Source organism: Paenibacillus sp. GCM10027630 (assembly GCF_042676305.1).
Lineage (GTDB): Bacteria > Bacillota > Bacilli > Paenibacillales > NBRC-103111 > Paenibacillus_S.
This window is the reverse complement of record NZ_JBHTGY010000059.1, coordinates 69,724-93,384: the sequence shown is the minus strand read 5'-3', so window position 1 is coordinate 93,384 and position 23,661 is coordinate 69,724. Positions and strand designations below refer to the sequence as shown.

At 43.6% G+C, this 23,661-nt stretch carries 16 protein-coding genes; 10 read left to right on the top strand and 6 right to left on the bottom strand.

What is annotated here, in order from left to right:
* Positions 1 to 10 precede the first annotated feature (10 nt).
* The 5 genes from ACFQ0C_RS30070 to ACFQ0C_RS30050 form a co-directional block, all read right to left on the bottom strand.
* Positions 11 to 1,021, bottom strand: a complete 1,011-nt coding sequence (locus ACFQ0C_RS30070; RefSeq protein ID WP_379372255.1) for an MraY family glycosyltransferase — start codon at positions 1,019 to 1,021, stop codon at positions 11 to 13.
* 233 nt (positions 1,022 to 1,254) lie between these two features.
* Positions 1,255 to 1,506: a hypothetical protein gene (locus ACFQ0C_RS30065; RefSeq protein ID WP_379372253.1), complete on the bottom strand. Its 252-nt coding sequence runs from the start codon at positions 1,504 to 1,506 to the stop codon at positions 1,255 to 1,257.
* 153 nt (positions 1,507 to 1,659) lie between these two features.
* Positions 1,660 to 3,087, bottom strand: a complete 1,428-nt coding sequence (locus ACFQ0C_RS30060; protein WP_258214922.1) for a SpoVR family protein — start codon at positions 3,085 to 3,087, stop codon at positions 1,660 to 1,662.
* The gene (yhbH, locus tag ACFQ0C_RS30055) at positions 3,084 to 4,241 is read right to left on the bottom strand and encodes a sporulation protein YhbH (protein WP_258214921.1); all 1,158 of its coding nucleotides are present in this window, start codon (positions 4,239 to 4,241) and stop codon (positions 3,084 to 3,086) included. Before yhbH ends, ACFQ0C_RS30060 begins: the two co-directional genes overlap by 4 nt.
* A gap of 377 nt (positions 4,242 to 4,618) precedes the next feature.
* Positions 4,619 to 6,208 carry a helix-turn-helix domain-containing protein gene (locus tag ACFQ0C_RS30050; RefSeq protein WP_379372250.1) on the bottom strand — a complete coding sequence of 530 codons (1,590 nt, stop codon included), beginning with the start codon at positions 6,206 to 6,208 and terminating at the stop codon, positions 4,619 to 4,621.
* A 154-nt stretch (positions 6,209 to 6,362) separates the two neighbouring features.
* On the opposite strand from ACFQ0C_RS30050, the gene ACFQ0C_RS30045 reads away from it, so the two are divergent.
* The 3 genes from ACFQ0C_RS30045 to ACFQ0C_RS30035 all read left to right on the top strand — a co-directional run bounded on the left by ACFQ0C_RS30045 (position 6,363) and on the right by ACFQ0C_RS30035 (position 14,990).
* Positions 6,363 to 7,394, top strand: a complete 1,032-nt coding sequence (locus ACFQ0C_RS30045; protein WP_379372248.1) for an ABC transporter substrate-binding protein — start codon at positions 6,363 to 6,365, stop codon at positions 7,392 to 7,394.
* 967 nt (positions 7,395 to 8,361) lie between these two features.
* Complete coding sequence (locus ACFQ0C_RS30040) at positions 8,362 to 9,384, top strand: DUF7309 domain-containing protein (RefSeq protein WP_379372246.1); 1,023 nt, start codon at positions 8,362 to 8,364, stop codon at positions 9,382 to 9,384.
* Positions 9,385 to 9,812: 428 nt separating this feature from the next.
* Positions 9,813 to 14,990 (top strand): S-layer homology domain-containing protein, encoded by a 5,178-nt coding sequence (locus ACFQ0C_RS30035; RefSeq protein WP_379372244.1) that lies wholly within the window; start codon positions 9,813 to 9,815, stop codon positions 14,988 to 14,990.
* An 88-nt stretch (positions 14,991 to 15,078) separates the two neighbouring features.
* Here the strand turns inward: ACFQ0C_RS30035 and ACFQ0C_RS30030 are convergent, their stop codons facing one another.
* Positions 15,079 to 15,540: an Lrp/AsnC family transcriptional regulator gene (locus ACFQ0C_RS30030; RefSeq protein WP_379372242.1), complete on the bottom strand. Its 462-nt coding sequence runs from the start codon at positions 15,538 to 15,540 to the stop codon at positions 15,079 to 15,081.
* Between the two features lie 282 nt (positions 15,541 to 15,822).
* Here ACFQ0C_RS30030 and ACFQ0C_RS30025 point away from each other — a divergent pair, with 282 nt between their 5' ends.
* The 7 genes from ACFQ0C_RS30025 to ACFQ0C_RS29995 all read left to right on the top strand — a co-directional run bounded on the left by ACFQ0C_RS30025 (position 15,823) and on the right by ACFQ0C_RS29995 (position 23,646).
* Positions 15,823 to 17,208 (top strand): amidohydrolase family protein, encoded by a 1,386-nt coding sequence (locus ACFQ0C_RS30025; protein ID WP_379372240.1) that lies wholly within the window; start codon positions 15,823 to 15,825, stop codon positions 17,206 to 17,208.
* Between the two features lie 33 nt (positions 17,209 to 17,241).
* Positions 17,242 to 18,237 (top strand): aromatic ring-hydroxylating dioxygenase subunit alpha, encoded by a 996-nt coding sequence (locus ACFQ0C_RS30020; protein ID WP_379372238.1) that lies wholly within the window; start codon positions 17,242 to 17,244, stop codon positions 18,235 to 18,237.
* Between the two features lie 341 nt (positions 18,238 to 18,578).
* The gene (locus tag ACFQ0C_RS30015) at positions 18,579 to 19,649 is read left to right on the top strand and encodes an ABC transporter substrate-binding protein (protein WP_379372236.1); all 1,071 of its coding nucleotides are present in this window, start codon (positions 18,579 to 18,581) and stop codon (positions 19,647 to 19,649) included.
* 38 nt (positions 19,650 to 19,687) lie between these two features.
* Positions 19,688 to 21,061 (top strand): amidohydrolase family protein, encoded by a 1,374-nt coding sequence (locus ACFQ0C_RS30010; protein ID WP_379372234.1) that lies wholly within the window; start codon positions 19,688 to 19,690, stop codon positions 21,059 to 21,061.
* 57 nt (positions 21,062 to 21,118) lie between these two features.
* Complete coding sequence (locus tag ACFQ0C_RS30005) at positions 21,119 to 21,877, top strand: NAD(P)H-dependent oxidoreductase (RefSeq protein WP_379372232.1); 759 nt, start codon at positions 21,119 to 21,121, stop codon at positions 21,875 to 21,877.
* Positions 21,878 to 21,976: 99 nt separating this feature from the next.
* Positions 21,977 to 22,798 (top strand): creatininase family protein, encoded by an 822-nt coding sequence (locus ACFQ0C_RS30000; protein WP_379372230.1) that lies wholly within the window; start codon positions 21,977 to 21,979, stop codon positions 22,796 to 22,798.
* Positions 22,799 to 22,908: 110 nt separating this feature from the next.
* Complete coding sequence (locus ACFQ0C_RS29995; RefSeq protein ID WP_379372290.1) at positions 22,909 to 23,646, top strand: ABC transporter ATP-binding protein; 738 nt, start codon at positions 22,909 to 22,911, stop codon at positions 23,644 to 23,646.
* Positions 23,647 to 23,661: the final 15 nt, after the last annotated feature.

Below are 23,661 nucleotides of genomic sequence, written 5' to 3'. Positions count from 1 at the left end.
ATTTCCTCCATTAAGAATGCTGTGAATTGCTAATATCAACTTTACTTAAGACCCATCCGATCCCGATCAAAATTAAGGTGATGGCAAAGAAGCAATACAGCACGGAGCTGCCTAAATAGAAAAAAATTAACGTGACAGACCCTAGAAATGCGCAAAATAAATAAGTTAATAGTACCGTGTGCTTTACCGAAAAGCCCAGTCTGACTAACCGTAATGCAAAATGATCTTTAGTACCTTTCCATGGGGCGATTCCAGATTTTATACGCAATAAAGAGATGAATATCGTTTCAAATATTGGTATTCCGAGGATAATAACTGGAATTACAATGTCGCCATATGGTTTGAATTGGAACATGTGAGCTGTTGAACATGCGATTAAGAATCCCAGAAATAAACTGCCGGTGTCTCCCATAAAAATTTGCGCAGGATTAAAATTGAATTTCAGAAAGCCGCAGCATGCTCCCGCTATAGATAAAAGCAGCAAAGCATTCATGATTTCACCAAGCTCCAGACAGATTAATGACAGAAAAATAGATGAAATAGCAGCCACACCTGAGGCTAAGCCATCCATAATATCTATCAGATTAAAAGCATTGGAAAGGCCGACGATCCATATAATCGTTAAAATACTATCAAAATGCTCTAGTCCGATCAAGGTTATCCTAATTCCGCTTAACCATGCCAAGGATGCTGCTATGATTTGAAAAAAAATTTTAGTTAGCGGGTGGAGATTATAAATATCATCAATAAAGCCGACTGCAATTATGATAAAACACGCAATAAGTAAGCCGTAAACTGCGATTGGAATCATAAGTTTAAACAAAAAAATAACGAAGGCGGATGCAATCACAACAGAAGCAAAGATGGATAGCCCACCTAAATAGGGCGTATTTATTTTATGTGTTTTTAGCTTAGTGTTAGATACATCAAGTATCATAAATCTTATAGCAATATTTTTGGCGATAGGAGTAAATAATAGGCTTAATAGAAAAGAAATCAATAAAGAGGCAACTATAAGCATATTTAGCTCTTTCCCCCTATTACTAGTAAATTTTCACTATAGATACATATCGTATCACTATAATGGATATAAGTAAATTGTTTAATTTTTATTGTAGTTCTATGCCAAGTGGAGGCCCCCCGTTCAGCTAACAGACGTGTTCAGGCATGTAAAAAAGTCTGCTTGATCCCCCGCGATTGCAATACGGAGATCTAGCAGACTTATAAGTTTCAGGATACAGTTATTGGTGGTAGTTAATGTTGCACGACCCCACGCAAGCCTCGAAGTGTACGCAACTCAATTTTAAGTTCATTATTTGAAGTGTGAGATACAATGACCCCATTTTTTGCACTTAGCAATTCTCGTGTGGCTTCCGTTGAATCCTGAATAGCTCGAATAAGGGCAACCTCGTCTACAAATCTGGTATTTCCGTCCGTATGGCTTGTAAGGATTTGTAGCTTCACGTATTGGTCGGGATAAATTTTGCGAACTTCTTCCCATTTCATGGTTGGCACCTCCAATTCGATTCTTACCCTATTTTAGCAGAAACCGCTAAATAAAACAGCTCCCGCGGACTAGAGGCGAACCTCAATGGCTGGTAAACCGAACTTGAAAAGGCCGTTCCCAATGATTCATTGGAAACAGCCGAGACTTATCTCTTACAAAAACTTTCTGTTATGCTTCTTGCCATCATACGAGAATAGTACCTGCTTTGATTCCAGGATTGTTTCCAGATGAACGGTTCTGCCCCACAGCTGTTGAATGTAAGGTATGGTTCGTTCTACATATTTCAAATCCAGCTCAACACCCTCGTAAGCATGCTTTAAGTACAACTCGCCGTTCTTATCGTAGTTGCCATTCTCGACGACAATGTAGGGGAATCCTCCGTTGACTCGGGAATAGACGAGCTGATCGCGGATAGACTCCCAAGATTTATCCGTAATTTTCCACTCGGGGCCTTTTTTCTCGAACACATATAGGTCTAATTCATCTACAAGCTTTTTCGTCATATAATTGCGGACAAAGGAAATATCCGAATCATACTCCCGTACGTCAAACATCTTTTGCCGGCCTTCGCCACCTTTGATGCCGAACCGTTCCCGATCTTCAGCGGATGGATTCTCCCAGCGTTTCTCAATATCTTCAAAGATTTTCAACCCTAAGTAATACGGATTCAAGCTATGACGGGAGGGCACGACTACGGATGAATTGAGCTTCGCGTACTCGATGGTTTCTTCCACAGTCAGATCCAGCTCTCGCAAGATGCGTTGATGCCAGTAAGAAGCCCAGCCTTCGTTCATGATCTTCGTCTCCAGCTGCGGCCAGAAATAGAGCATTTCATCGCGCAGCATCGTCATGATGTCACGCTGCCAATCGGTCATATAAGGGGCGTGCTCTTCAATAAACAAAACGAGATCTTTGTCCGGGGAAGCCGGAAATTTAACTGCTTCCTGCTTACGTGGCGCATCTATCTCTGTAGGATTATCCAAATCCCATAAATCCTCATAACCCAGCTTGCGTTCCTTTGTCTCTGTTTTACGAGATTTTTCCATATTTCTACCATATCGTTCTGCATCATAAGGCTTCGAAATCAGAGGATCAACATGTTCCTGGATGGCAAGCACGGCATCAATGAAACGTTCAACCTCGTCCGTACCGTACAAAATTTCATATTGACGGATACGCTCCGCTGTGGCGGACATGCTTTCGACCATGTTGCGGTTGGTTTTGGAAAAACGGGCGTTGTTTTTAAAAAAGTCACAATGCGCCAACACATGCGCGACAATTAATTTGTTCTGAATTAACGAGTTTCCATCTAACAAAAAGGCGTAGCAAGGGTCGGAGTTGATGACCAGCTCATAAATTTTGCTAAGTCCAAAATCATACTGCATTTTCATTTTGTTGAAGGTTTTTCCAAAGCTCCAATGGCTGAATCGGGTAGGCATGCCGTATGCTCCGAATGTATAGATGATGTCAGCAGGACATATTTCATAGCGCATCGGAAAATAATCCAATCCAAATCCATCTGCAACCTCGGTAATTTCCGCTATAGCATATTCAAGTTTTTTGATATCATCGGCATTCATCGTGCGATTCCCCTTTCCGATCTTGGGAAGAAGGTTTTCAAAGCCTTATATACCTCGCCTTTCTCACGAATAACATAATGGACAAACTTGGGATCATGTAAATTACGATAAGCCGACATTAGCGTGCTGCTCCGGTTGTATTGATTTACTTCTCCATAACCGAATAGGTTGCAGCGCTTGATCAACTCGTTGATGAGCTTAACGCAGCGTTCGTTATCCGAAGTCAAGTTATCACCATCAGAGAAATGAAAAGGATAAATGTTATATCTGGACGGAGAATAGCGCCGGTCAATTAGTTCTAAGGCCAATTGGTAAGCCGAGGAACAAATCGTGCCGCCGCTCTCTCCCTTAGTGAAAAATTCCTCCTCTGTAACCTCCTTTGCCTCTGTATGGTGAGCAATAAAAATGATCTCAACATGCTCATATTTGGTGCGTAAAAAACGCGTCATCCAAAAAAAGAAGCTGCGCGCTATATATTTCTCGAAGGAGCCCATGGAACCGGACGTATCCATCATAGCGATAATAAGAGCATTGGATTGTGGGGTAATAACTTCATCCCAGGTTTTGAAACGAAGGTCGTCAGGATTGATGCCATGAATGCCGGGAACACCGGCCGTAGCATTACGGCGCAAATTTTCCAAAATAGTTCGTTTCTTGTCGATGTTAGACATGATGCCTTTTTTACGGATATCGTTAAAAATGACATCTTTGGTGGTCAGGATATCCTTTTCCTTCTGCTGTAGATTAGGAAGCTCAAGTTCTTCAAACAGCATCGATTGCAGCTCTTCCATCTGCACCTCTGCATCGTAATAATCGTCGCCAGGCTGGTCGCCAGCGCCTTCTCCTTTACCCGGTCCTTTTGCAGGAGTCGGGTCCACCCCCAGCACGTCGCCTACTTGACTATCTCCATCGCCCTGACCAACATGCTTGCTCTTATTGAAATTATAGCGAAGCCGATATTCATCCAGACTACGGATCGGAACCTTGATGATTTGCTTGCCGTCTGACATGATAATGCTTTCGTCGGTAACCAAGTCCGGCAAGTTTTGTTTGATCGCGTCGCGAACTTTTTCTTGATGCCGGTTTTGATCCTGATAACCTTTGCGATGAAGGGACCAATCCTCACGGGATACAATAAACAGCGGTTCTGTCATGCGGGACACCTCCTGAGGGCTCTTCTTTTCGTAGGTAAGCTAGCTTCGTAAGCGTTGAAAGCAAGACTACATAGTAAGTAGCATACAAAATGGGCTTGCTTGATTTGTGCAGTCGATAAAACAGGCGGTGTGACATAAATAGAAGCAGATTGAAAAAAGTGCTTGTTACTAAATATATTCAAGTCCCGGGGGGTTATGTGAGTAGGACGGAGGCCTATTTTCTGAAGTTCGGTAAAGGACCCTAGTTCTCTTGGTATACACGTACGCGAAATATAAGCTTTTATGTATATATGTAAACGGTGATAAGGCGAGAACATTCATTTCAAGGTTTGGCCTTAGAGAAAGCTTCAGGCTCAAGAACCCTGCTAAGCAGGGATTTAACCGGATGTAGCGTCTGGAGCCACCAGCTCGATAACCTCATCGATGATTTTGTTTCTTCCCTGAGGCGTCCAGCTCATAATGAGCCAGTTGGATATAAACCTGATTTTATTATGCTGAACTGCTGGAATCGAATTCCAGAAATCGAGCTTTCGTATTTTAGCAAACGTTTGATCAACCTCAGTATGATCCATGTACATCCGAATCCACAGATGATCGGCAGTGAGCTTCGGAACGTCCTGCGGAAATAATTCAAGCCTCATTTTATTAATAGGAGCCGCCTTGTCGGGTTTCAAGCCCAATTCTGTATAAAGAAGCTGGTTTAGGGGGTGATTAACGGTTCCCTGAAGCATAACATGGTCATGCATAATCTGCAGCAAAGCGACGCTCTTGTTATTTGCTGATGCATCCAGCCTGGTACGAGCCTCCGTGATTTTTTTATCCAGTTGAATAAAGGTTTGCTGTGCTTCCTTCTCACGGCCTACGAGCTCCGCAACTTTCATATGAGGTACGCGCCAATCCAGATTAAAATCGAGGATGAAGGTAGGCGCGATCCGTTTGAAGGCTTCATAATGCTCGAGATGGGAATAATCTCCGATAATCAGGTCCGGGCGCGCTATTTTTAGCTCTTCCAGCTGCGTCTTCAGGCGCCGTTCATAGTCGGCTTCCTGCAGTCCGGGATGTCTATAGCAGTCAACCATAGCAACCGGGCGAACTCCGACCGAGTTCAGATTATCATGAAAACCGAAGCGGGAAGCTACGGCAACTCTCAAGCAATTCCTTTTGACATATAGAGTCGGAGGAATTCCGGCGATTTTTTTGAATATCCGGCTGAGATAGTATTCGTTCCCATAACCTACCGATTCGGCAACCTCCTTGATGGAATGGCCTGATGCTAATCGTTTTTTTGCCTGTTCGATGCGTATTTGATTCAAATAGTCGGTTGGCGCCAAACCTTTGGCTTTTTTAAAGCTGCGGCAATAGGAGCTTGGAGTAAGATTGGCTATGGAGGCCAAGGTCTCTCTGCTAATTTTCTCATGAAAGTGCCGCTGCATATAGGCTATGCTCAACTCGATTCCATTGTCCGATGGTTGAGTATTCTCTTGAACTAAGGACTGTCCTTCAATAAAATGCAGCATTTCTTGCAGCTGTAAATCCAAATGTCCAGTGTCTGAACTGTTGTGGCTTGCTTCATATAGACGTTCGAATCTCAACAAAGCTTGCTCGGTATCACGAAGTGAAATACGGCCTGTTGTAAGCATAGATGGCGCATCGGCAGAAAGGAATGACAACCACTGCTTATTGGACCGGGATAGGGTTAATGGTTTGATGATGAGCATATAGTAATCCACTTCTTCGGATTGAATAGTAGCCTCAACATGCATTCCTGAAGGGAAATAATATAATTGAAGTGGCTCTGCGAACCATAGATTGTCATTTGTGCTAAGCTTTACGTTTCCTTTGGTGAAAAGGACTAGCGTTGGGGCGGGCGATGTCCTGCATCTTGTTGTGTTATTATTGGTTAAATTAATTCGGCGGATAGATGAAAGCAGGTAGAGCTTCCGATTTTTAAAGGATAATGCGGTCATCGTACGGGATCTCCTTACCGGGTTATTTCAGATAAAGGATACTATTAGACAAGAAAACGGGCACATAGAGGCATGGATGCCAGAAAGTGCAGATGTTATATTCTCTTCTATGATAACAATTATCATTTTCAATTAAAAGGGAGAGAAGTTAAAAATGCGTCAAAAGAGCAAGATGGTCTCGACAATAGTCGGTATGCTGCTTTCATTAGCGATTGTTTTGTCCGGTTGTGGAGGGGGGCAAGCTAAGCAGGAGCCAGCATCAACTTCGGGTGATAAGTCTGCAATAGGCTCACAGTCTTCGACAGAAGCAGCCAAGACAGGCGGAGTCGGGAATGCGGAGAAGGAATATACGGTAAAACATGCTATGGGTTCTACAACAATTAAAGGGACTCCGAAACGAGTAGTAGTTCTAACTAATGAAGGCACAGAAGCTGCGTTATCGCTTGGAATCAAGCCAATAGCGATCGTCAAAGCATGGGGAATGGATCTGATTTATCAGCATCTTACTGAGAAATTAAAGGATGTAACTATTATTGGGGATGAAAATCAGCCCAACCTGGAGCTAATCGCCACTTTGAAGCCTGATCTTATTCTTGGGAATAAACTCAGGCAGGAAAAGGTGTATGAGCAGCTAAGCCGAATAGCCCCAACGGTCTTCTCGGAACGGATTAACGGAGACTGGCAGATAAATTACAAGCTATATGCGGAAGCGTTGAATAAGAAGGAAGAAGGGGATGCCGAATTTGCTAAATTCGAGAGCAAGGTATCCGGGCTCAGAACTAAGCTGGGGGATAAAATCAATACCGCGGTATCTATCGTGCGTTTTAATCCGGGCGGGATCGTCCGCATTTACTATAATGACACATTCTCCGGAGTTCTATTGAAAAAGATCGGGCTGAAGCGCCCAGCTGTACAGGATCAGAACAAGTTTGCCGATGATGTGGCGAAGGAAAGAATTCCGGATATGGAAGGAGATATCTTGTTTTATTTCACCTATGACAACGAAAAGGGAGAGGCTGTGAAAGCGGAGCAAGAGTGGCAGAAGGACCCGCTTTGGAATAACCTGAACGTTGTAAAAAAAGGAAAAGTCCATAAGGTGTATGATGGGATTTGGAATTCATCTGGTGGCATTGTTTCAGCAAATTTGATGCTGGACGATCTGGAAAAATATTTGCTGAAGAACTAAGAGCGAACAAAGGATGTTCAGGCCGACATGGCTTGGACATTTTTTGTGCCAGAACTAATAGGTTTTGGGGTGAGGGGAGCTTACCCCTTATTTAGTTGAAAGTATTTTATGAATGGATTTTCTCAACCGTAGAGGGAGAGGTTAACAGGAATTTCTGGAGCTAATTCATCCATTATATGCTTGTTGAGTAACTTACCTGGAAATACTCATGCTAATATAGAGATTTTTAGTTGAAATGTAATAAACGATTGGAATTAACTGGAGCAATTCCAGTTGTTTGTGAAATATTCGCTCATCGACTGGAATTAACTGGAGGATTTCCCGCTAGTTATGGTGAGATCTGCCCGTTACCTCGTCAAGTTTTGATTTTGGTGCAAGACGTGTTCTTATCGTGGCAAGATTGCTTATCGTAGGAACACGACTTCAACAGCGGCTTCAGTCCCATATCCATCTATCCCTCCCCAAGCAGCGGCCGGATCCCCAGATCCATTTTTTTCGAACGCACCAACGTAGATTGTATACTAAGCTGCTTTTTAAAACACATATGTCTTCATAGGGATGATTTCGAAAAGAAGCTTTTCTTAAATCATTTGGAAAAAACTAACGTTTATGTGATAAGCCATACAGATTTAAAGCGGCAACCTGAGATATAGTAAGGCGAAAGACTAATTTAAGTTGAGAAAGTGTCAGCAGGAATTTATTGGAAAGCAAATGGATTTACAAGAAATGCTGAGGCTGCGCAGTTGGTTACTATGAAAAGCAATGGCCCAAGCCGACTTTTATACTCTTCATACCTTTGAGCCGAACCTCTTATGACGCTTCGGTTATTTAATTTCTCCATGTTCGGAACGAAGGAAATCATCCAGTATGCAAGACATCATGCTCTATTTGTAGATTTTTGTAAGATCCTATACTTATCCGTTATAATGAAATAAACAGGAAAAATTTATCGATTAGGAGTAAAAGGATGATACCTTCAATAGAACAATGGAAACAACTATATGAAGCTGCTGCGGAGTTTAAGCGAGTAGGCTGTTGGGAATGGCTCTCTAACGGACATATATTCGGCGTAGAAAATCCGGTTGATGGCGAAATCGGGTATTGTTGTGTAATGGGCAATGGTGGTGAGATGTTTGGTCTGGCTGTATATTTGGGTACTGCGGGACTGGAAACCTTCGTTGGTATGTTGACTGGGGAGTTGGATGAAGACCCTTTATACAGCCAGCATTGTCTGATGCTTTCTTTTGATGATCGCAAGGAGCTGCATCCGCATGAGCTGAAGCAGATTAAGGAGCTGGGCTTGTCGTTCCGTGGGGCTAAATCCTGGCCCACCTTCAGGGAGTACGAACCCGGATTTGTTCCATGGCCGATCAAGAGCCAAGAACAGGTCGTTTTCTTAACATTGGTTCTGCAGCAGGCAATTGAAGTTGCCAATGAATATAAATCCAATCCCGATGCTCTTATTGAAGGGGAGGATGAGGCTTTTCTTACGAGAGTTGCTATGAAATCGGATAGTAGCCTGGCTTGGACAAGTGAATGGAAGCAGCCGAGGGAGCTTGATGATATTCCTATACCAGCCGCTGATCCTATAGACGAGTTTCGATTAGCCAAAATTAAAAAGAGTATTCAAGGCTCAGCCGGAATTTGGGAGATGGATTGTTTCTTTGCACCGACTCCTATTAAAGATGGAGACAAACCGTATTATCCAATGATGCTCATGATAGTGGATCAGGGATCGGGACAAATCCTGAATATAGCGTTAGAGGAACAGTCTCTTATGCCTAACGCAGCTGTGGCCAGTTTTATAAATATTGTTGAACAGAGGGGATTGCTTCCTTTGGAGATATGGGCTGCTAATGAGCAGGTGTTTATGTATTTGTCGCAGCTGCTTAAATTTTTCAATCTGCAAGTTTATTTGACGCTGGAGCTGCCTGCGATAGAAGAAGCCAAAGAAGGTATGAGGGAATATTTTCAAAGTGGGATGAGATAGAAGATTCCATACACATTTGTAATACTGGAACATAGAGAGCCGGGCATTGTGCCTAGGCTTTTTTTCTTTTGTAAAAGTGGCTACTTATTGTTTATAACTTGTTCTTAGCCAATAATTTGCTTTCAGCATACTCAGGTTAAAATAAGCATATCCCCCTAAAAAGTCGGATATTAGCCATGATTTATAACTGGTTAAAATATGGCGATGTTAAATCGCAGCTTACCTTATATGATGATGTTGATGTTTTGTTTCTTGATACAGCTAGAAAGAGAGGCAGGGGATGATAGCGCTTATTTTCAAGGATGTGTGAGGTAAGCGTAGTGGTTACATGCTTGTTATGACACATTATTAAAAAACGGTTTGCTGGGGTAGGAGAAGAAGAAAGTATTTACTTAATGATTGACTATGATTTTGAGAGGTGCATTTTATTGAAACTAGGGAATTATAAACGATTATTTTCTTTGATTATGTCTTTGAGTCTGATTATGTCGATGTTACCGGTTACGGCTTCGGCAGATGCTACGGCTTGGCAATTTAACGTGTTTGGTGGTAATACAAGTAATACCAAAGACACGATGTCTGTAAATAGTAATGGTTCCATAACCCTTCAAGGTGTTAATGGCGGTAAAATTGCAAGCACTGATGAAGGCCTGGCTTTCTATAATCAGCAGTTACCCGCAAACGCCAATTTTGAGATTCGTACAAAGGCGGTAGTAAAGAGTTTGTCTGTATCAACTAATACTCCTGCACAATCATCGTTTGGTCTAATGATTAGAGGTAATCTTGGATTTGATGCACCCAATACTACTACTGCAATAACCTCTAATTACTTAGCGATAGGTGGTTTTGGAGTTGCTAGTGCCTCGCCTATTATAAAATATACGTACAAAACGGGAGTAACGACAGCATTTACATCCGGTCAAAATACCTCGTCACCACCTAACCCCAATAGTGTGACGATCAGTGGTGTTAATTCCCCTACATCTGGAGAGACATACGATTTAAGTATCAAAAAATCAGGGGATGGTTATGAAGTTTCTGTTAATGGCAAAAGTGAAAAAATAAAGTTGGACAATATGTTCTCTGCTTCGGTATACAATAATAAGTTATACGCAGGTTTTTATATTGCAAGGGATGCGGAAGTCACCTTCAGCAACTTTGCTGTGACAGTGGACTCTAGAACACCTACTCAATTAAAATTGGATACATCCTCCATGAAAACCGAATATTTCGTTAGTGACAGCCTCGACTTAACTGGTTTAAAGGCAAGCGCAGTGTACGCGGACGGACACGAGGACGATCTTAGCCCAAGCGATTATATCGTAACTGGATTTGACAACACCAAGACTGGAACTAACACAATAACTGTTAATTTCAATGGAAAAACAGCGCCTATTAATTTAAATGTTAAACCGTTAGTTGTAACGGGTATGGCAATCAAATACTTCCCTGCCAAAACTATTTACAATCTGGGAGACTTATTCGATTCGCAAGGGCTAGCAGTTATTGGTGGCTACAATAATGGACCTATCAATGGAGAGCTATCCAGCAATCAGTACACGCTTTCTATTGCAGGTACTACCGTTACACAGTCAACGTATTTCACTACTCCAGGTATTAAAACAGTGAAAGTCACTTCTGCAGTCACTCCGACTACTAGTACGAGCTTTGACATTGAGGTCAAAAATGTCCAGCTTTCTGGACTTGAAATCAGACAGCAGCCGAAGAGGACACAGTATTTTGTCGGCGACCAATTCGTGCCGGACGGAATGATTGTCTATGCTAAATATAGCGATGGTTCTGAAGCGCGGCTTATGAGAGACACTGAATATTCGATTGAAGCTCTTAATTCTTCGACAGTAGGTACAAAGCAAATTAAAGTTACACATATTACGGATAAGACCAAGACAGCTATTGTAGACGTTAATGTGAAGCAGCCTGCAGTTACTGGAATTCAGGTTACGAAATATCCTAAGACCACCTATCAAGTGGGCCAAGCTTTTGACTCTGCTGGGTTAGAAGTATCTACTCTTTATGACAAGACGGTTTTTGATAGCACCTATAAAACAGTGCTGCCGGTAGGTCAATATACGATCAATCCAGCTGCTTTCGACGGTTCAAAAGCAGGAGTCTATAATGTTGCAATCAACCCGTTGAATACGTCGATTGCACCCATCACAATTAAAGCAACAGTGAAAGATGCGATTCAGTATCAATGGAAATCAATCCGATTTGGTCAATCTACTTCCGATGCTAGCAATAAAGTAGTCGTGAAAGATGATGGAACTGTTCAAATTATCGCTTTGGAAGGCGGAGGTAAAGTAACCGGGGATCATGATGGCATATCCTATTACTATACCGAGCTTGATGCAAACCAGGATAATTTTGAATTATCAGCTGACATCAAAGTTATTGAATACGCCAAAACGCCATATGACGGACAAGAATCCTTCGGTATCATGGCGAGAGATGCTAACGCTACTGCAGGCGATTCCAGCGTGTTCACATCCAATATTGCAGCTGTTGGCGGATATAGCGGCGGAACGACCAAAGCAAATGGAACGCAATTATTTATCCGCAAAGGTACAGGCAGTGTATTGAACACAATGCTTGTCAATGAAAGGCCAGCTATAACCAATACGTACCCGGCTAAAGACTACAAGCTTACTTTGGTCAAAACAAACAGCGGCTTTACAGCTAAAGTTAATGGTAATAGTAAATCAACGGACGGAACTGAGGCGTTTTATTTCGAGCCGGACATTCTAAAAGTACAAAACTCTAAAATGTATGTCGGTTTCTTTGCGGCTCGTCTTGCGACGATCGAGGTTAGTCATATTGATTTGAAAGTAACTGCTGCACAAACAGATTCACCGAAGGTGGAAGCACCTCCTGTAAAAGCTACACCTGATTTTAACTTCGTTTCTTTGAACCAGGTTTCCAAAGAGGCGTACACATTAGGCGTCAAATCGAACGTTAGAGGCAGCTTTACGATCAAACAAGGGCAGAACGTTATTGCCAAGGATACAGTTGTTCAAGCGGGTGCAACCCTTTCGCTGAAAACTACGGTTACAGCTAATACGTATACAAACTTTAGCGCAAGCTTTATACCGGATGACACTCAGAATTTAGCCTCCATCGGCAAACTGGTCAAAAACCTGACTGTCGATATGAAATCGTATGTGGAGAATGGAGACATCTACGTATCTCCGGCTGGTACAAGTAAGGGTAATGGTACTATTAACAGCCCTCTTGATCTGGATACAGCCATCGCTTATGTAAGAGAAGGACAAAAAATCTTAATGCTGGATGGCAAATACGTACGTTCTTCCAAAATTGAGATCAAGAAAGGGAACGACGGTACAGCGACAGCCAAGAAGTATCTTGTAGCTGCTCCAGGCGCTAAACCGATTATTGATTTCGACAAGAAATCCGAAGGTGTAGTACTAAGTGGTAACTACTGGCATGTGAAAGGCATAGACTTTACACGCACAGCAGGCAACACAAAAGGCTTTACCGTAGGTGGAAGCTACAATACTGTAGAAGGCAGCCGATTCTATGAGAACGGTGATACTGGTTTGCAGATCAGCCGTACCGATGATTCCGAAGACAAGGCGAGTTGGCCGTCATACAACCTGATTCTGAACTGCGAATCATTCGATAACCGCGACCCAGCGGACAATAATGCAGACGGCTTTGCCGCGAAGCTTACTTCCGGTGTAGGCAACATATTCAGAGGTGATATCGCCCATAACAATATTGATGATGGTTGGGATCTATATACCAAGGTAGGAACTGGAGCTATCGGAGCTGTTATCATTGAAAATAGTATCGCCTATAACAACGGTACTTTGACTGATGGAACAGTAGGTGCAGGGGACAAAAACGGATTTAAGCTTGGGGGAGAAGGAATCCACGTACCTCATATTATCCGCAACAGTATTGCTTTTGGAAATGGAGCTTACGGCTTTGCGAGCAATAGTAACCCTGGAGTTAGAGCTGAAAGCAATAATATTTCGTTTAATAATGCAAAAGGAAACTTGAACTTTACAACGTATACAGGTATTCCGACTGATTTCAAAATTAATGGCTTTGTTTCTTACCAAAAAAGCTACACAGCTAAAGATAATTATCCAGCAGAGCTAATTGACAACAGCAACTTTATGTTTAACGGTACCAGCTCTGTAAACAGTATAGGCCAAACGCTTTCGGATGCTAACTTTGCAAGCCTGCAGCCTGCTCTGCCTTATCAAAGAGATGCTGAAGGAAATATCATCTTAGGAAACTTCCTGAAATTCATAGCGCCTGTCATACAAAACGTTTCCCATCGTTCCAGTGGCAGCGGTGGTAGTGGTGGCGGTGGAGCAGCTCCTGTTACAACTCCATCAACTAACGCTGTAATTAGTCCGGAGCCGCAAAAAGTAACCGTAGATGGGAAATCAGCTGCGCAGGTTACACTTGATGCAGTGGCGCTGACTAAAGCGATCGAAACACTCACAGCTAGTGCAAACACAATCACCATCGAAGTAAAAGGAACCGAGCAGGTATCCATCGTTCAAGTTCCGGCTTCATCAGTGCTTGAAGCGGCATCGAAATTACCAAATGCAATTTTATCCATCAAAGCTAACGGAACTACTTACGACTTACCTGTTAAAGCGGTAGATATAACAGCTTTGGCTAAGTCACTTGGTGCAGAGGCCAAGGACGTGAAGTTCAGCATAATGGTTGAAAAGATTAGCGGTGCAGCCGCTGGAGCTATTGATGCGATTGCTAACAAAAATGGGGCAACCCAGCTGGCAGGTGCTATAGACTTCACGGTTACGGCTGAAGCGAACGGCAAGAAAACAACGGTCAATGACTTTGGAAAAACATATGTATCCAGAACATTCGAGATTTCGAGCTCAGTTGATACGAAGAATGCTACAGGGGTTATGTATAACCCGACTACCGGTACGATGACCTTTGTTCCGACTAAATTCAGCACCAATGGAAGCAGCACAAAGGTAACGATAACTCGTCCAGGCAATAGTATTTATTCCGTTGTACAAGCGAACAAAACATTCAGTGATCTTAATGAGCATTGGGCAAAAGCAGATATTGAGCTGCTTGCATCCAAGCTGCTTGTTAACGGTTTGACAGAGAAAAGCTTCGCGCCGTCAAATCCAATCACACGAGCGGAATTTGCAGCTCTTCTAGTGCGCGCTACTGGTCTTACAGAAGAAGCAACGACGAAGTTCTCCGATGTAAAAGCGAATGATTGGTTCGCCGGAGCTGTTGGAGCAGCCGCCAAAGCCGGTCTGGTTGACGGTTTCGAGAACGGTACGTTCCAACCGGGAGCAACGATCACTCGTGAGCAAATTGCAGTTATGATTGTGCGTGCGATTGAGCTTGCAGGCAAGAAAGGCAATACAGATGCCCAAAAGCTGGCAGCCTTCGAGGATAGCTCCCGAATCTCCGCTTGGGCCAAGGATGCCGTAGCGGGTGCTGTTAACGCTGGTATTGTCAATGGTATAACGGACAAATCCTATGCACCTAACAATCAAGCAACTCGCGCAGAAGCTGCGGTTATGCTTAAACGCTTGCTGCAATTTGTAGAGTTCATTAACTAATCCTATTCATAATTTTCTTGGAGCCATAAGGCAAAGGGCCGATCCAGCAGTCACTTCAGACTGAAGGATCGGCCCTTTTTTTCATGCTTTACAATTCCAGTCCGGTACCTTGCTTAAAGCGCTTGATGACAACTTGTGTGTTGACACGAACGACACCCTCTAATTTATAGATGTGCTGGTATAGAAATTTCTCCAGAGCATCCTCATCCTTCAATAATGCATGCATATGCAGGGTGCTTGGGCCGGTCATTTGGTAAATGCTTATCACATTGGGATCAGCGCTTAAGGAATTGCCAACATTTTGGGCAAAACGGGGCTCGACTTCAATCTCGAAGAAGGCGCTGACGACTTTCCCCAGCTTGGTAGCGTTAAGCCGGATTGTAAAGTTCTCAATAATCTCATTTTCTACCAAAGCCTCGACTCTCTTTTGAATGGCTACACGAGAAAGATTCAGTTGTTCTCCGATCTTCGCATACGACATGCGACCATTCTCATGCAGTAATTTAATAATTTCTTGATCGATCTGATCCAAATTTGGTAGTTCCAGCATCGTACATCCCCCTTGAAGCGTATTTTGAATATTTTATCATAATTAACGAAAAGAAATAACAAACTGATAATTTATTACCAATTGAAAACTAAAATATTGTAATCAATTACAAAACGAAAGAAATCAAGGTGTTATGGATTACAAAAGGTATTGACGATATGTTATTGCCTGCATATAATCGTGTTAACAAATATAACAACAGATTAGTTGGATCTAGAAATTCTTATTGATTAATGGATTTTAATACAATCGCGTAATGTAATCTGACGTGGAGGTGAATTGGTGGCCAGTAAATTGATTTATAACGGTACAGTGCTGACGATGGATGAGGGTAATCAAGTCTTTAAACCGGGGTATGTTTACGTTGAACACGATGTTATTAAAGAGGTGGGGGAGTGGAAAGCGGACGGCAGCCTGGATCATCTGATTGCCAAATCGACATTTGTTTACAATGCTGCAGGGAAAGCGGTCATTCCAGGGATTGTGAATTCACATACGCATTTATTCCAGACTTTTATGCGAGGGGTTTCCGATCATTTGCCGCTTGCTCAATGGCTGCGTGAAATCATATGGCCACTTAGCTTGTCGATGGAGCCGGAGGATTTTTATTTAGCTGCATTAGTCGGGTGTATGGAGAATCTGAAGTCCGGCGCGACTTATGTGATGGATCATCATTATATTCACACTTCTCCGCAAAATGATTCCGGGGTTATAAGGGCGATGGTTGATTCTGGGATCAGGGGCCACTTGGCACGCGGTGGATCTGATTTAAGTAATGAGCCTCGCTTGCGGGAAACGGAGGAGCAAATATTCTCAAGTACCGAGAGGCTGTTGGATGACTGGGATGGCGCCGCATCGGGACGAATTGAAATTGCGCTCGGGCCTCTTAATTTGTATGGCTGCTCGCGCGGGTATCTTGAGAATGCAGCCAAGTTCAGCCGCGATCATAAGCTGATCTCACATGTTCATGTAGCTGAGACAAGCGGACAAATTGACAACACTATGGAACGTTATGGATTACGGAACTTGGAGCTGTTAAATGATGTGGGCTTGTTGGGTGAGCATACACAGGTAGTCCATGGTATTTGGCTTGATGATGGTGAGCTGGAGACTATTCGTGCTAAGAAAGCATCGGTAGTTCATTGTCCTGTTTCTAATATGTACCTTGCATCAGGCGTGGCCAGAGTTCCTGAGATGCAGCGTATGGGGATTAATGTTGCATTGGGAACGGATGGGCCGGGCAGCAACAATTGCCAGGATAATCTGGAGGTTCTTAAGTTTACGGCTTGCTTGCACAAAGTAAATGAACTAGACGCAACACTGCTGCCTCCGATGGATGTGCTGCGTATGGCTACAGTCAATGGAGCTAAGGCGATGGGTAGAAGTCATGACTTGGGAAGCTTGGAGGTTGGGAAGAAGGCGGATCTGGTGGCCATAGACATGATGAAGTCCCATATAAGCCCTCTACATCGGGTATCCTCGGCGATCGTCTACAATGCTAATGGCAACGATGTTGATCTTGTCATTGTCGGGGGGAGTGTTGTTGTTGAGAATGGGGAGTCTGTATGGATAGATGAGCGCGAAGTACTCGCGCGGGCGCAGGCGAGGGTTGATATTCTTCGTAGTAAGCTTGCTGCGAAATACCCTATATTTTCAAGTGTTGATTAAATAATTACCCCTATTCAGGAGAGGATGATTTCTATGTATTTGCAGCGTCTGCAGGACCCCGTGTTAGAGAATGATTGGCATGCTGTTTATCTTGCTTCTGAATTAAAAGATCAACCGATTGGTGTAATAGTGTTGGGAGAACGTGTAGCTATTTATCGTACGAATAAAGGGGTGCATGCTGTTAGAGATTTGTGCATTCATCGGGGAGCTATGCTCTCCAAGGGCCGAATTGAGGATGAGGTGCTTGTCTGTCCTTATCATGGCTGGAAGTACGATACATCGGGACAATGTGTCTGTATTCCTGCCCAGCCTAAAGGTGAAGTTATCCCGTCAAGGGCCAAAGTAGATGCGTACGGCTGTGTGGAGAAGTATGGCTTTATCTGGGTATGTATTGGCGAGCCGGCAGCTGATTTACCTCATTTTGAAGAATTTGATAGCGAAGAGTTTCGTCCTTTGGCCTGCGGTCCTTACAAAGTAAATGCGGCTGGAACACGAGTGATTGAGAATTTCACTGATTTTGCACATCTTATGTTTGTTCATCAAGGCTTGCTGGGTCATCCAGATTATGCGGAGCTGCCGGGTTACAAGGTAAATAAAGAAAAAGATCGTATTTACATCGAAAATATCCCTATCTTTCAGCCGATCGCACATTCGGGCTCAGACAAGAAGGATGGTACCACTTATGTATATATGAAAGAAGTATACCGCCCTTTGTCGGCGCGATTGTCGAAAGCAGACCCTAGTAACGGTCAAACTCTGTGGATCATGCTTACTGTACTGCCGGTTACCGCGGAAGAATGTCTGGTATTTATGGTCGTCTCGCGTAATTATGGCTTTGATGTGCCGGATGAAAATTTTATTAAGTTTCAAGATATCGTATTTGATCAGGATGCCAGAATTATCGAAACTCAGAAACCGGAATTGCTTCCGCTTGACTTGCAGGTTGAATTAAATCATAGGGTTGATCTTTTTTCAGTTGCGTATCGCCGTTGGTTGAATGAATTGGGTGTTGTTGTCGGGACGATTTAAGCAGTGGGATAAAATAGACATCTAACTTACAGTGAATGGCCTGTGTCTCTTGACCTGACCTAATTCGCGACTAAGGAAGATGTCTTTTCTAATTGTAAACATGCGTTAGATGTAAGAGGAATTCAGAAAAATTATTGAAGCAAACCTAATTATATGTAAGATTAACTAACATTAAAATGAAAAATTACAAAAATAGTTCGTTTTATTGGCAAAAAACACAAAGACATGTAATATATATTGACTAATACATGACGCGTACCGTATATTTTAGTTCATAACAACGGTGGTACAAATGTATACCGAGGTAGATCAGTTGAACAAAATTAGGAGGGGGAAAGGAAATGAAATTATTCAATCATGCTACTAAGGTATTGGTCAAACGCAATGCATTTATGTCGCTCTGTTTAGTGTTGATTCTAGGTGTGCTGTCAGCTTGCGGGAGTGCCAAACCGGCTGAAACAGCACCCGCTGCAAAGCCTGCTGATGCGGCTGCGCCAGCGCCTGCACCTGCTCCAAAAGAACTGGTGAAAACTACGTTGATTTTAAACTGGTTTGCCGAACCTGAGCATGGAGGTAACTTTGCGGCTTTGGCCAAAGGGTATTATAAGGATGCGGGTTTTGACATGACGCTTATGCCTGGTGGTCCGCAGGTTTCGGCAACGCAGATTGTTGCTTCCGGAAAAGCTCAATTCGGTATGGCTAACGGTGATGATATTTTGGTGGCAAGACAAGAGGGGATTCCGATTGTAGCTATTGCTACATCCATGCAGAAGAGTCCGCAAGCTATTTTTTACCACAAAGAGGATAAAGGAATTAAAGATTTCGGTGATTTGAATGGGCATAAGGTGTATGTAGCTTCCACTGCAAGCTTCTGGCAATTCATTAAGAAAAAATACAAGCTGGATAGTGCGCAAGAAATGAAATATACAGGCCAATTGGTTAACTTTGTTAGTGATCCAAATGCTTTGACGCAAGGTTACATTACTTCTGAACCCTTCACACTCAAGCAGCAAAATGTGGATATTGGTACGCTGTTGGTTGCGGATTCCGGTTATGGAATTTATGCAGGTGTGTACTTTACTACGGAAAAGATGATTGCTGAGCATCCTGATCAAGTGAAAGCATTTGTTGAGGCGACGGTTAAGGGTTGGGATTATTACAAAGATCATTCCGAAGAAATTCATCCGGCTATTAAAGAGAAAAACCCTGATATGGGCTTAGACATGATGAAGTTTAGTGCACAGCAAGAAATGGACTTTGTGTACGGCGGCGACGCTGCTACTAAGGGAACGGGTATTATGACCAAGGAGCGTTGGGCTGAGGTGCAAAAGCAGCTTGTGGATGTAGGTGTTTTGAAGAAGGAAGAAGATATTGATAAAGTGTTCACGACTAAATTTTTACCAAAGAAATAGACTGATTAAAAAGTAAGTAATCTCAGGGGGTGGCGGTATTGGCTTCGTTGTTGAACTTGGATCTGCTGAATGTAAGACTTCCTATGGAAAATGAATCCTTGTTGTACCGGGTATCGGTTCGTGATGGTATATGGACTCGTATCGAGGCGCAGGAAGCCAATGCTGCACAGCCTGATTTTGTTTCGTTGGAGAAGTGTGATCTTGGTAAAGCGGCGGATGTTTCCGCTGTTTGCCAAATAGATTTGGAAGGAAAGATGCTGCTTCCGGGCTTTGTTGATTCCCATATGCATCTGGATAAATCGTTCTCATTAACATCGGTTGAAAATATAAGCGGTACACTTGAGGAGGCGGTCCGCAATTATTCTGTGGCGTCTCCAGCTTTTACTAAATCCGAAATCAAGTCAAGAATCATGCGCTCATCCATGCAGGCTCTGTCCTTTGGTACTACACATATTCGCACGCATCTTGATTTTAATATTAGAGCTTCAAGAGAAGTGGCATTGCGCACAATTGAAGCGGCGCTTGAAGCGAAAGAAGCATTGTCACCTTATATCCGTTTGCAGCTTTTCCCGATGATTCCTTATGGCTTAAACCAATCAGAGGTCGAGACGGTTGAAGAGGCGCTGCGTATGGGGGTAGATGGAATTGGGGGAGCTCCCCACTTGTCTCCGACTCCGGAGGGGGATATTGATCGAATTTTTGCCCTAGCTGAGAAGTATGATCTGCCTATTGATCTGCATTCGGATGAGACGGATAATCCTATGATGCGTACGGTTGAACATACGGCACGGCGAACGGAGGAATATGGGTATGGTGGTCGAGTTACAGTTGACCATCTATGTGCGCTTGCTTCAATGACCGATAGGGATGCTCATGAATTAATTGAACGAATGGCGGATTCGGGGTTGAAGGCTGTTTCGCTGCCTGCGGTGAATCTGTATCTCCAGGGTAGAGAAGATGGATTTCCGGTTAGACGAGGGGTTACCAGATTAAAGGAAATTTGGGAGGCGGGCATTTCGATAGCTGTAGCTTCGGATAATATACATGATCCGTTTCACCCGTTCGGGCGAGGGGATTTGGTTCAGATTGCGTTGATTGCATCGTATGCAGCTCATATGGGGCGGCCGGCAGATCTTCGTACCTTGCTGCGGATGATTACGGACGTACCGGCAACTGTGCTTGGGCTTGAGTGCTATGGGGTCAAAATCGGTTGTGATGCTAATTTTGTAGTAATAGATTGTCAATCTCCTGAAGAATTGTTCACTTTGCTGCCTGATCGTCGCTGGGTGTACAGTCAAGGGAAATGGGTTCGTGTGGCGGCGGGCAAGGCGCAATGGAAAGATAGTATATTAGCTGGATATTGGGAGCAGGCAATTGAGGAGGTCTCTTTCCGGAAACGTTCGGATAATTAAGGGAGGCTCTCTTTTGAAATCATCTTCTTCGCTTCGGAAATGGGGTGGATATTCGTAATGGCAAATATACTCGTTGTATATTACAGTGCATTCGGCCATGTCTACCAAATGGCGCAAGCTGTTGCGGATGGGGCGGAACGGGCGGGTGGAAATGCAGTTCGCATTGTGCGGATTGCGGAGATGGAGTCGCCTTTAAACCGGACGATCAATTTGGATAGGAATAAGCAAGAAGAGGAAAAGGTTCAACCGGAACAATCTGAGTTTGAGCTGAAGCAAGATAAAACAGGCCAAGATAAGGTGGAGCGAGAATTATCGGGAAGATTTAGGTTGAGGGATCGCTACAGTAAATATGAAGCTGTGCTGGAGCAGCAGCGGGAAATTCCCATTGCGACGAATGAAGATTTGCGGTGGGCAGACGGAATTTTATGGGGATTTCCTACTTACTACGGAATGATGCCTGCTCAGGTGAAGTTATTCCTTGAGTTTGCGGGAGAGCTCTGTATAGACGGTGCCTTGGAGGGGAAGCCTACGGGCATTTTTAATAGTACGGCTTCGATTCATACGGGGCATGAGGCGACGATTTTAACTTCGATGGTTCCGTTATTTCATTTTGGAATGATCTTTGTAGGATTGCCCTATACAGAAAATCCTGAATATTTGACGGCGGATGCAATTGGTTGCTCACCTTATGGTGCTTCAACCTTGGCGGGGCCTGATAGTTCATTGCTGCCGGATAAGCGTGAATTGATTATGGCAGCCCGGTTGGGTGAAAGGGTGGCAAATGTGGCGGCTGCTTTAAAGCAATATAAAATTTGAAATGAATCAAATGCTGCAGCGAGCTGTGTTTGTAGAGCTTGATAAATGCTTGATAAAGAATGTTGGATTGAAAAAGAAAGATTCTTGGGGGTGTTGCTCTTGAAGACTGGAAGATATAGGGGAGCGGGAAAGGCGTGGGATCAACGCTTTTATCCTCGTTTAAGCAAGCTGGAGGTGGAACGGCTCTCTAAGGATGACGCTTTGCTAGTTTTACCGATAGGAGCTGTTGAACAGCATGGTCCACATATGCCTGTATTTACGGATACATTAATTTCCGAAACGGTTCTTACTGAAGCGTTCGAGCAATTGCCGGACGAGGCTAATATATGGCTCCTTCCGGCTATCCCGTATGGAAAAAGTACGGAGCATTTGGGTCATCTGGGCACTATTTCGTTATCTGCAACTACATTGATGGCAGTCCTGATGGATATCGCCAAGAGCTTGCGAATGAGTCGGTTTGAGAAGCTGGTTCTTGTGAATACCCATGGCGGCAACACGGATTTGTTGAATATGATGGCGCGAGAGATTCGGGTAGAAACGGGCATGGCTGTTTTTCGGCTGGATCCTGGAGGGCTTGGTTCGGCAGATGAGTGGATTACACCTGTGGAGAAACAGTATGGGATTCATGCGGGTGATGTTGAAACTTCTCTTGTCCTTGCTGCGCAGCCTGATTGGGTGCATATGGAGCTGGCTCCGACAGAATTTCCGCGGTTTCCTGATTCGCGATATCTTCAATTTCGCAGCCGCGCCTTCGCTTGGGTAATGGATGATCTGTCTCGATCCGGGATATCCGGTGATGCCTCTAAAGCAACGGTGTCTAAGGGTGAGGCTATGGTAAAGCGGTATGGTGAGCATCTTGCTGAAGCGTTGATGGACATGTCCAGATTTGATATGAAATCATTCAAGATAGAAATGGATTAATTCAAGAGGGACGGGAGATGATTGGAATGCGGAATGAAACTGACATTATGGAAGTGTCTGAAATCTTTGCGGCTCCGGTCAATGATATCGCGAAAAAGGGCTTTGTCAGCATGGAGAATTTGTCGAAAATATACCCCAATGGTACGGTGGCTCTCCAAGACGTTAACTTGACGATAAATGAAGGAGAGTTTCTCTGTTTTGTTGGACCGTCCGGCTGCGGGAAGTCGACCATTTTCAAAATCATAACCGGACTTAGCGCTCCTAGCGCGGGAACTTTAGATGTTTTTGGAACTACTCCTAAGGAGGCGCGCAAGCAAAGTGACATTTCCTTCGTGTTCCAGGATCACACCCTCTTGCCTTGGTCGACTGTTGAATCCAATGTTAGACTTCTTCTGGAATTGCGCGGAGTAGATAAAAAAACACAGAAGCAGGAAGCAGAGCGTGTTCTTGAAATGGTTGGTTTGAAGGATTATATGAAGGTGCTGCCGAGACAGTTATCCGGCGGGATGAAAATGCGTGTATCTATAGCAAGAGCGCTAGTTTCCAGGCCTAAGCTGCTGTTGATGGATGAGCCTTTCGGAGCTTTGGATGAAATTACACGGCAAACCCTGCAAAACGAACTGTTAAATATATGGCAGCAGGATAAAAAAATGACAGTGCTTTTTGTAACTCATAATGTTTTTGAATCTGTGTTCCTGTCTACCAGTGTGGTTGTTATGACGGCGCGTCCGGGCAAAATATCTGGGCAGATCGATATTCCTGTTCCGTTTCCCAGGGATGATGAATATAGAACCTCTACCCAATTCAATGAGCTTGTTCGACAAGTGTCTGCTGCCTTGCATCATTAATAGAAGGAGTGAGGT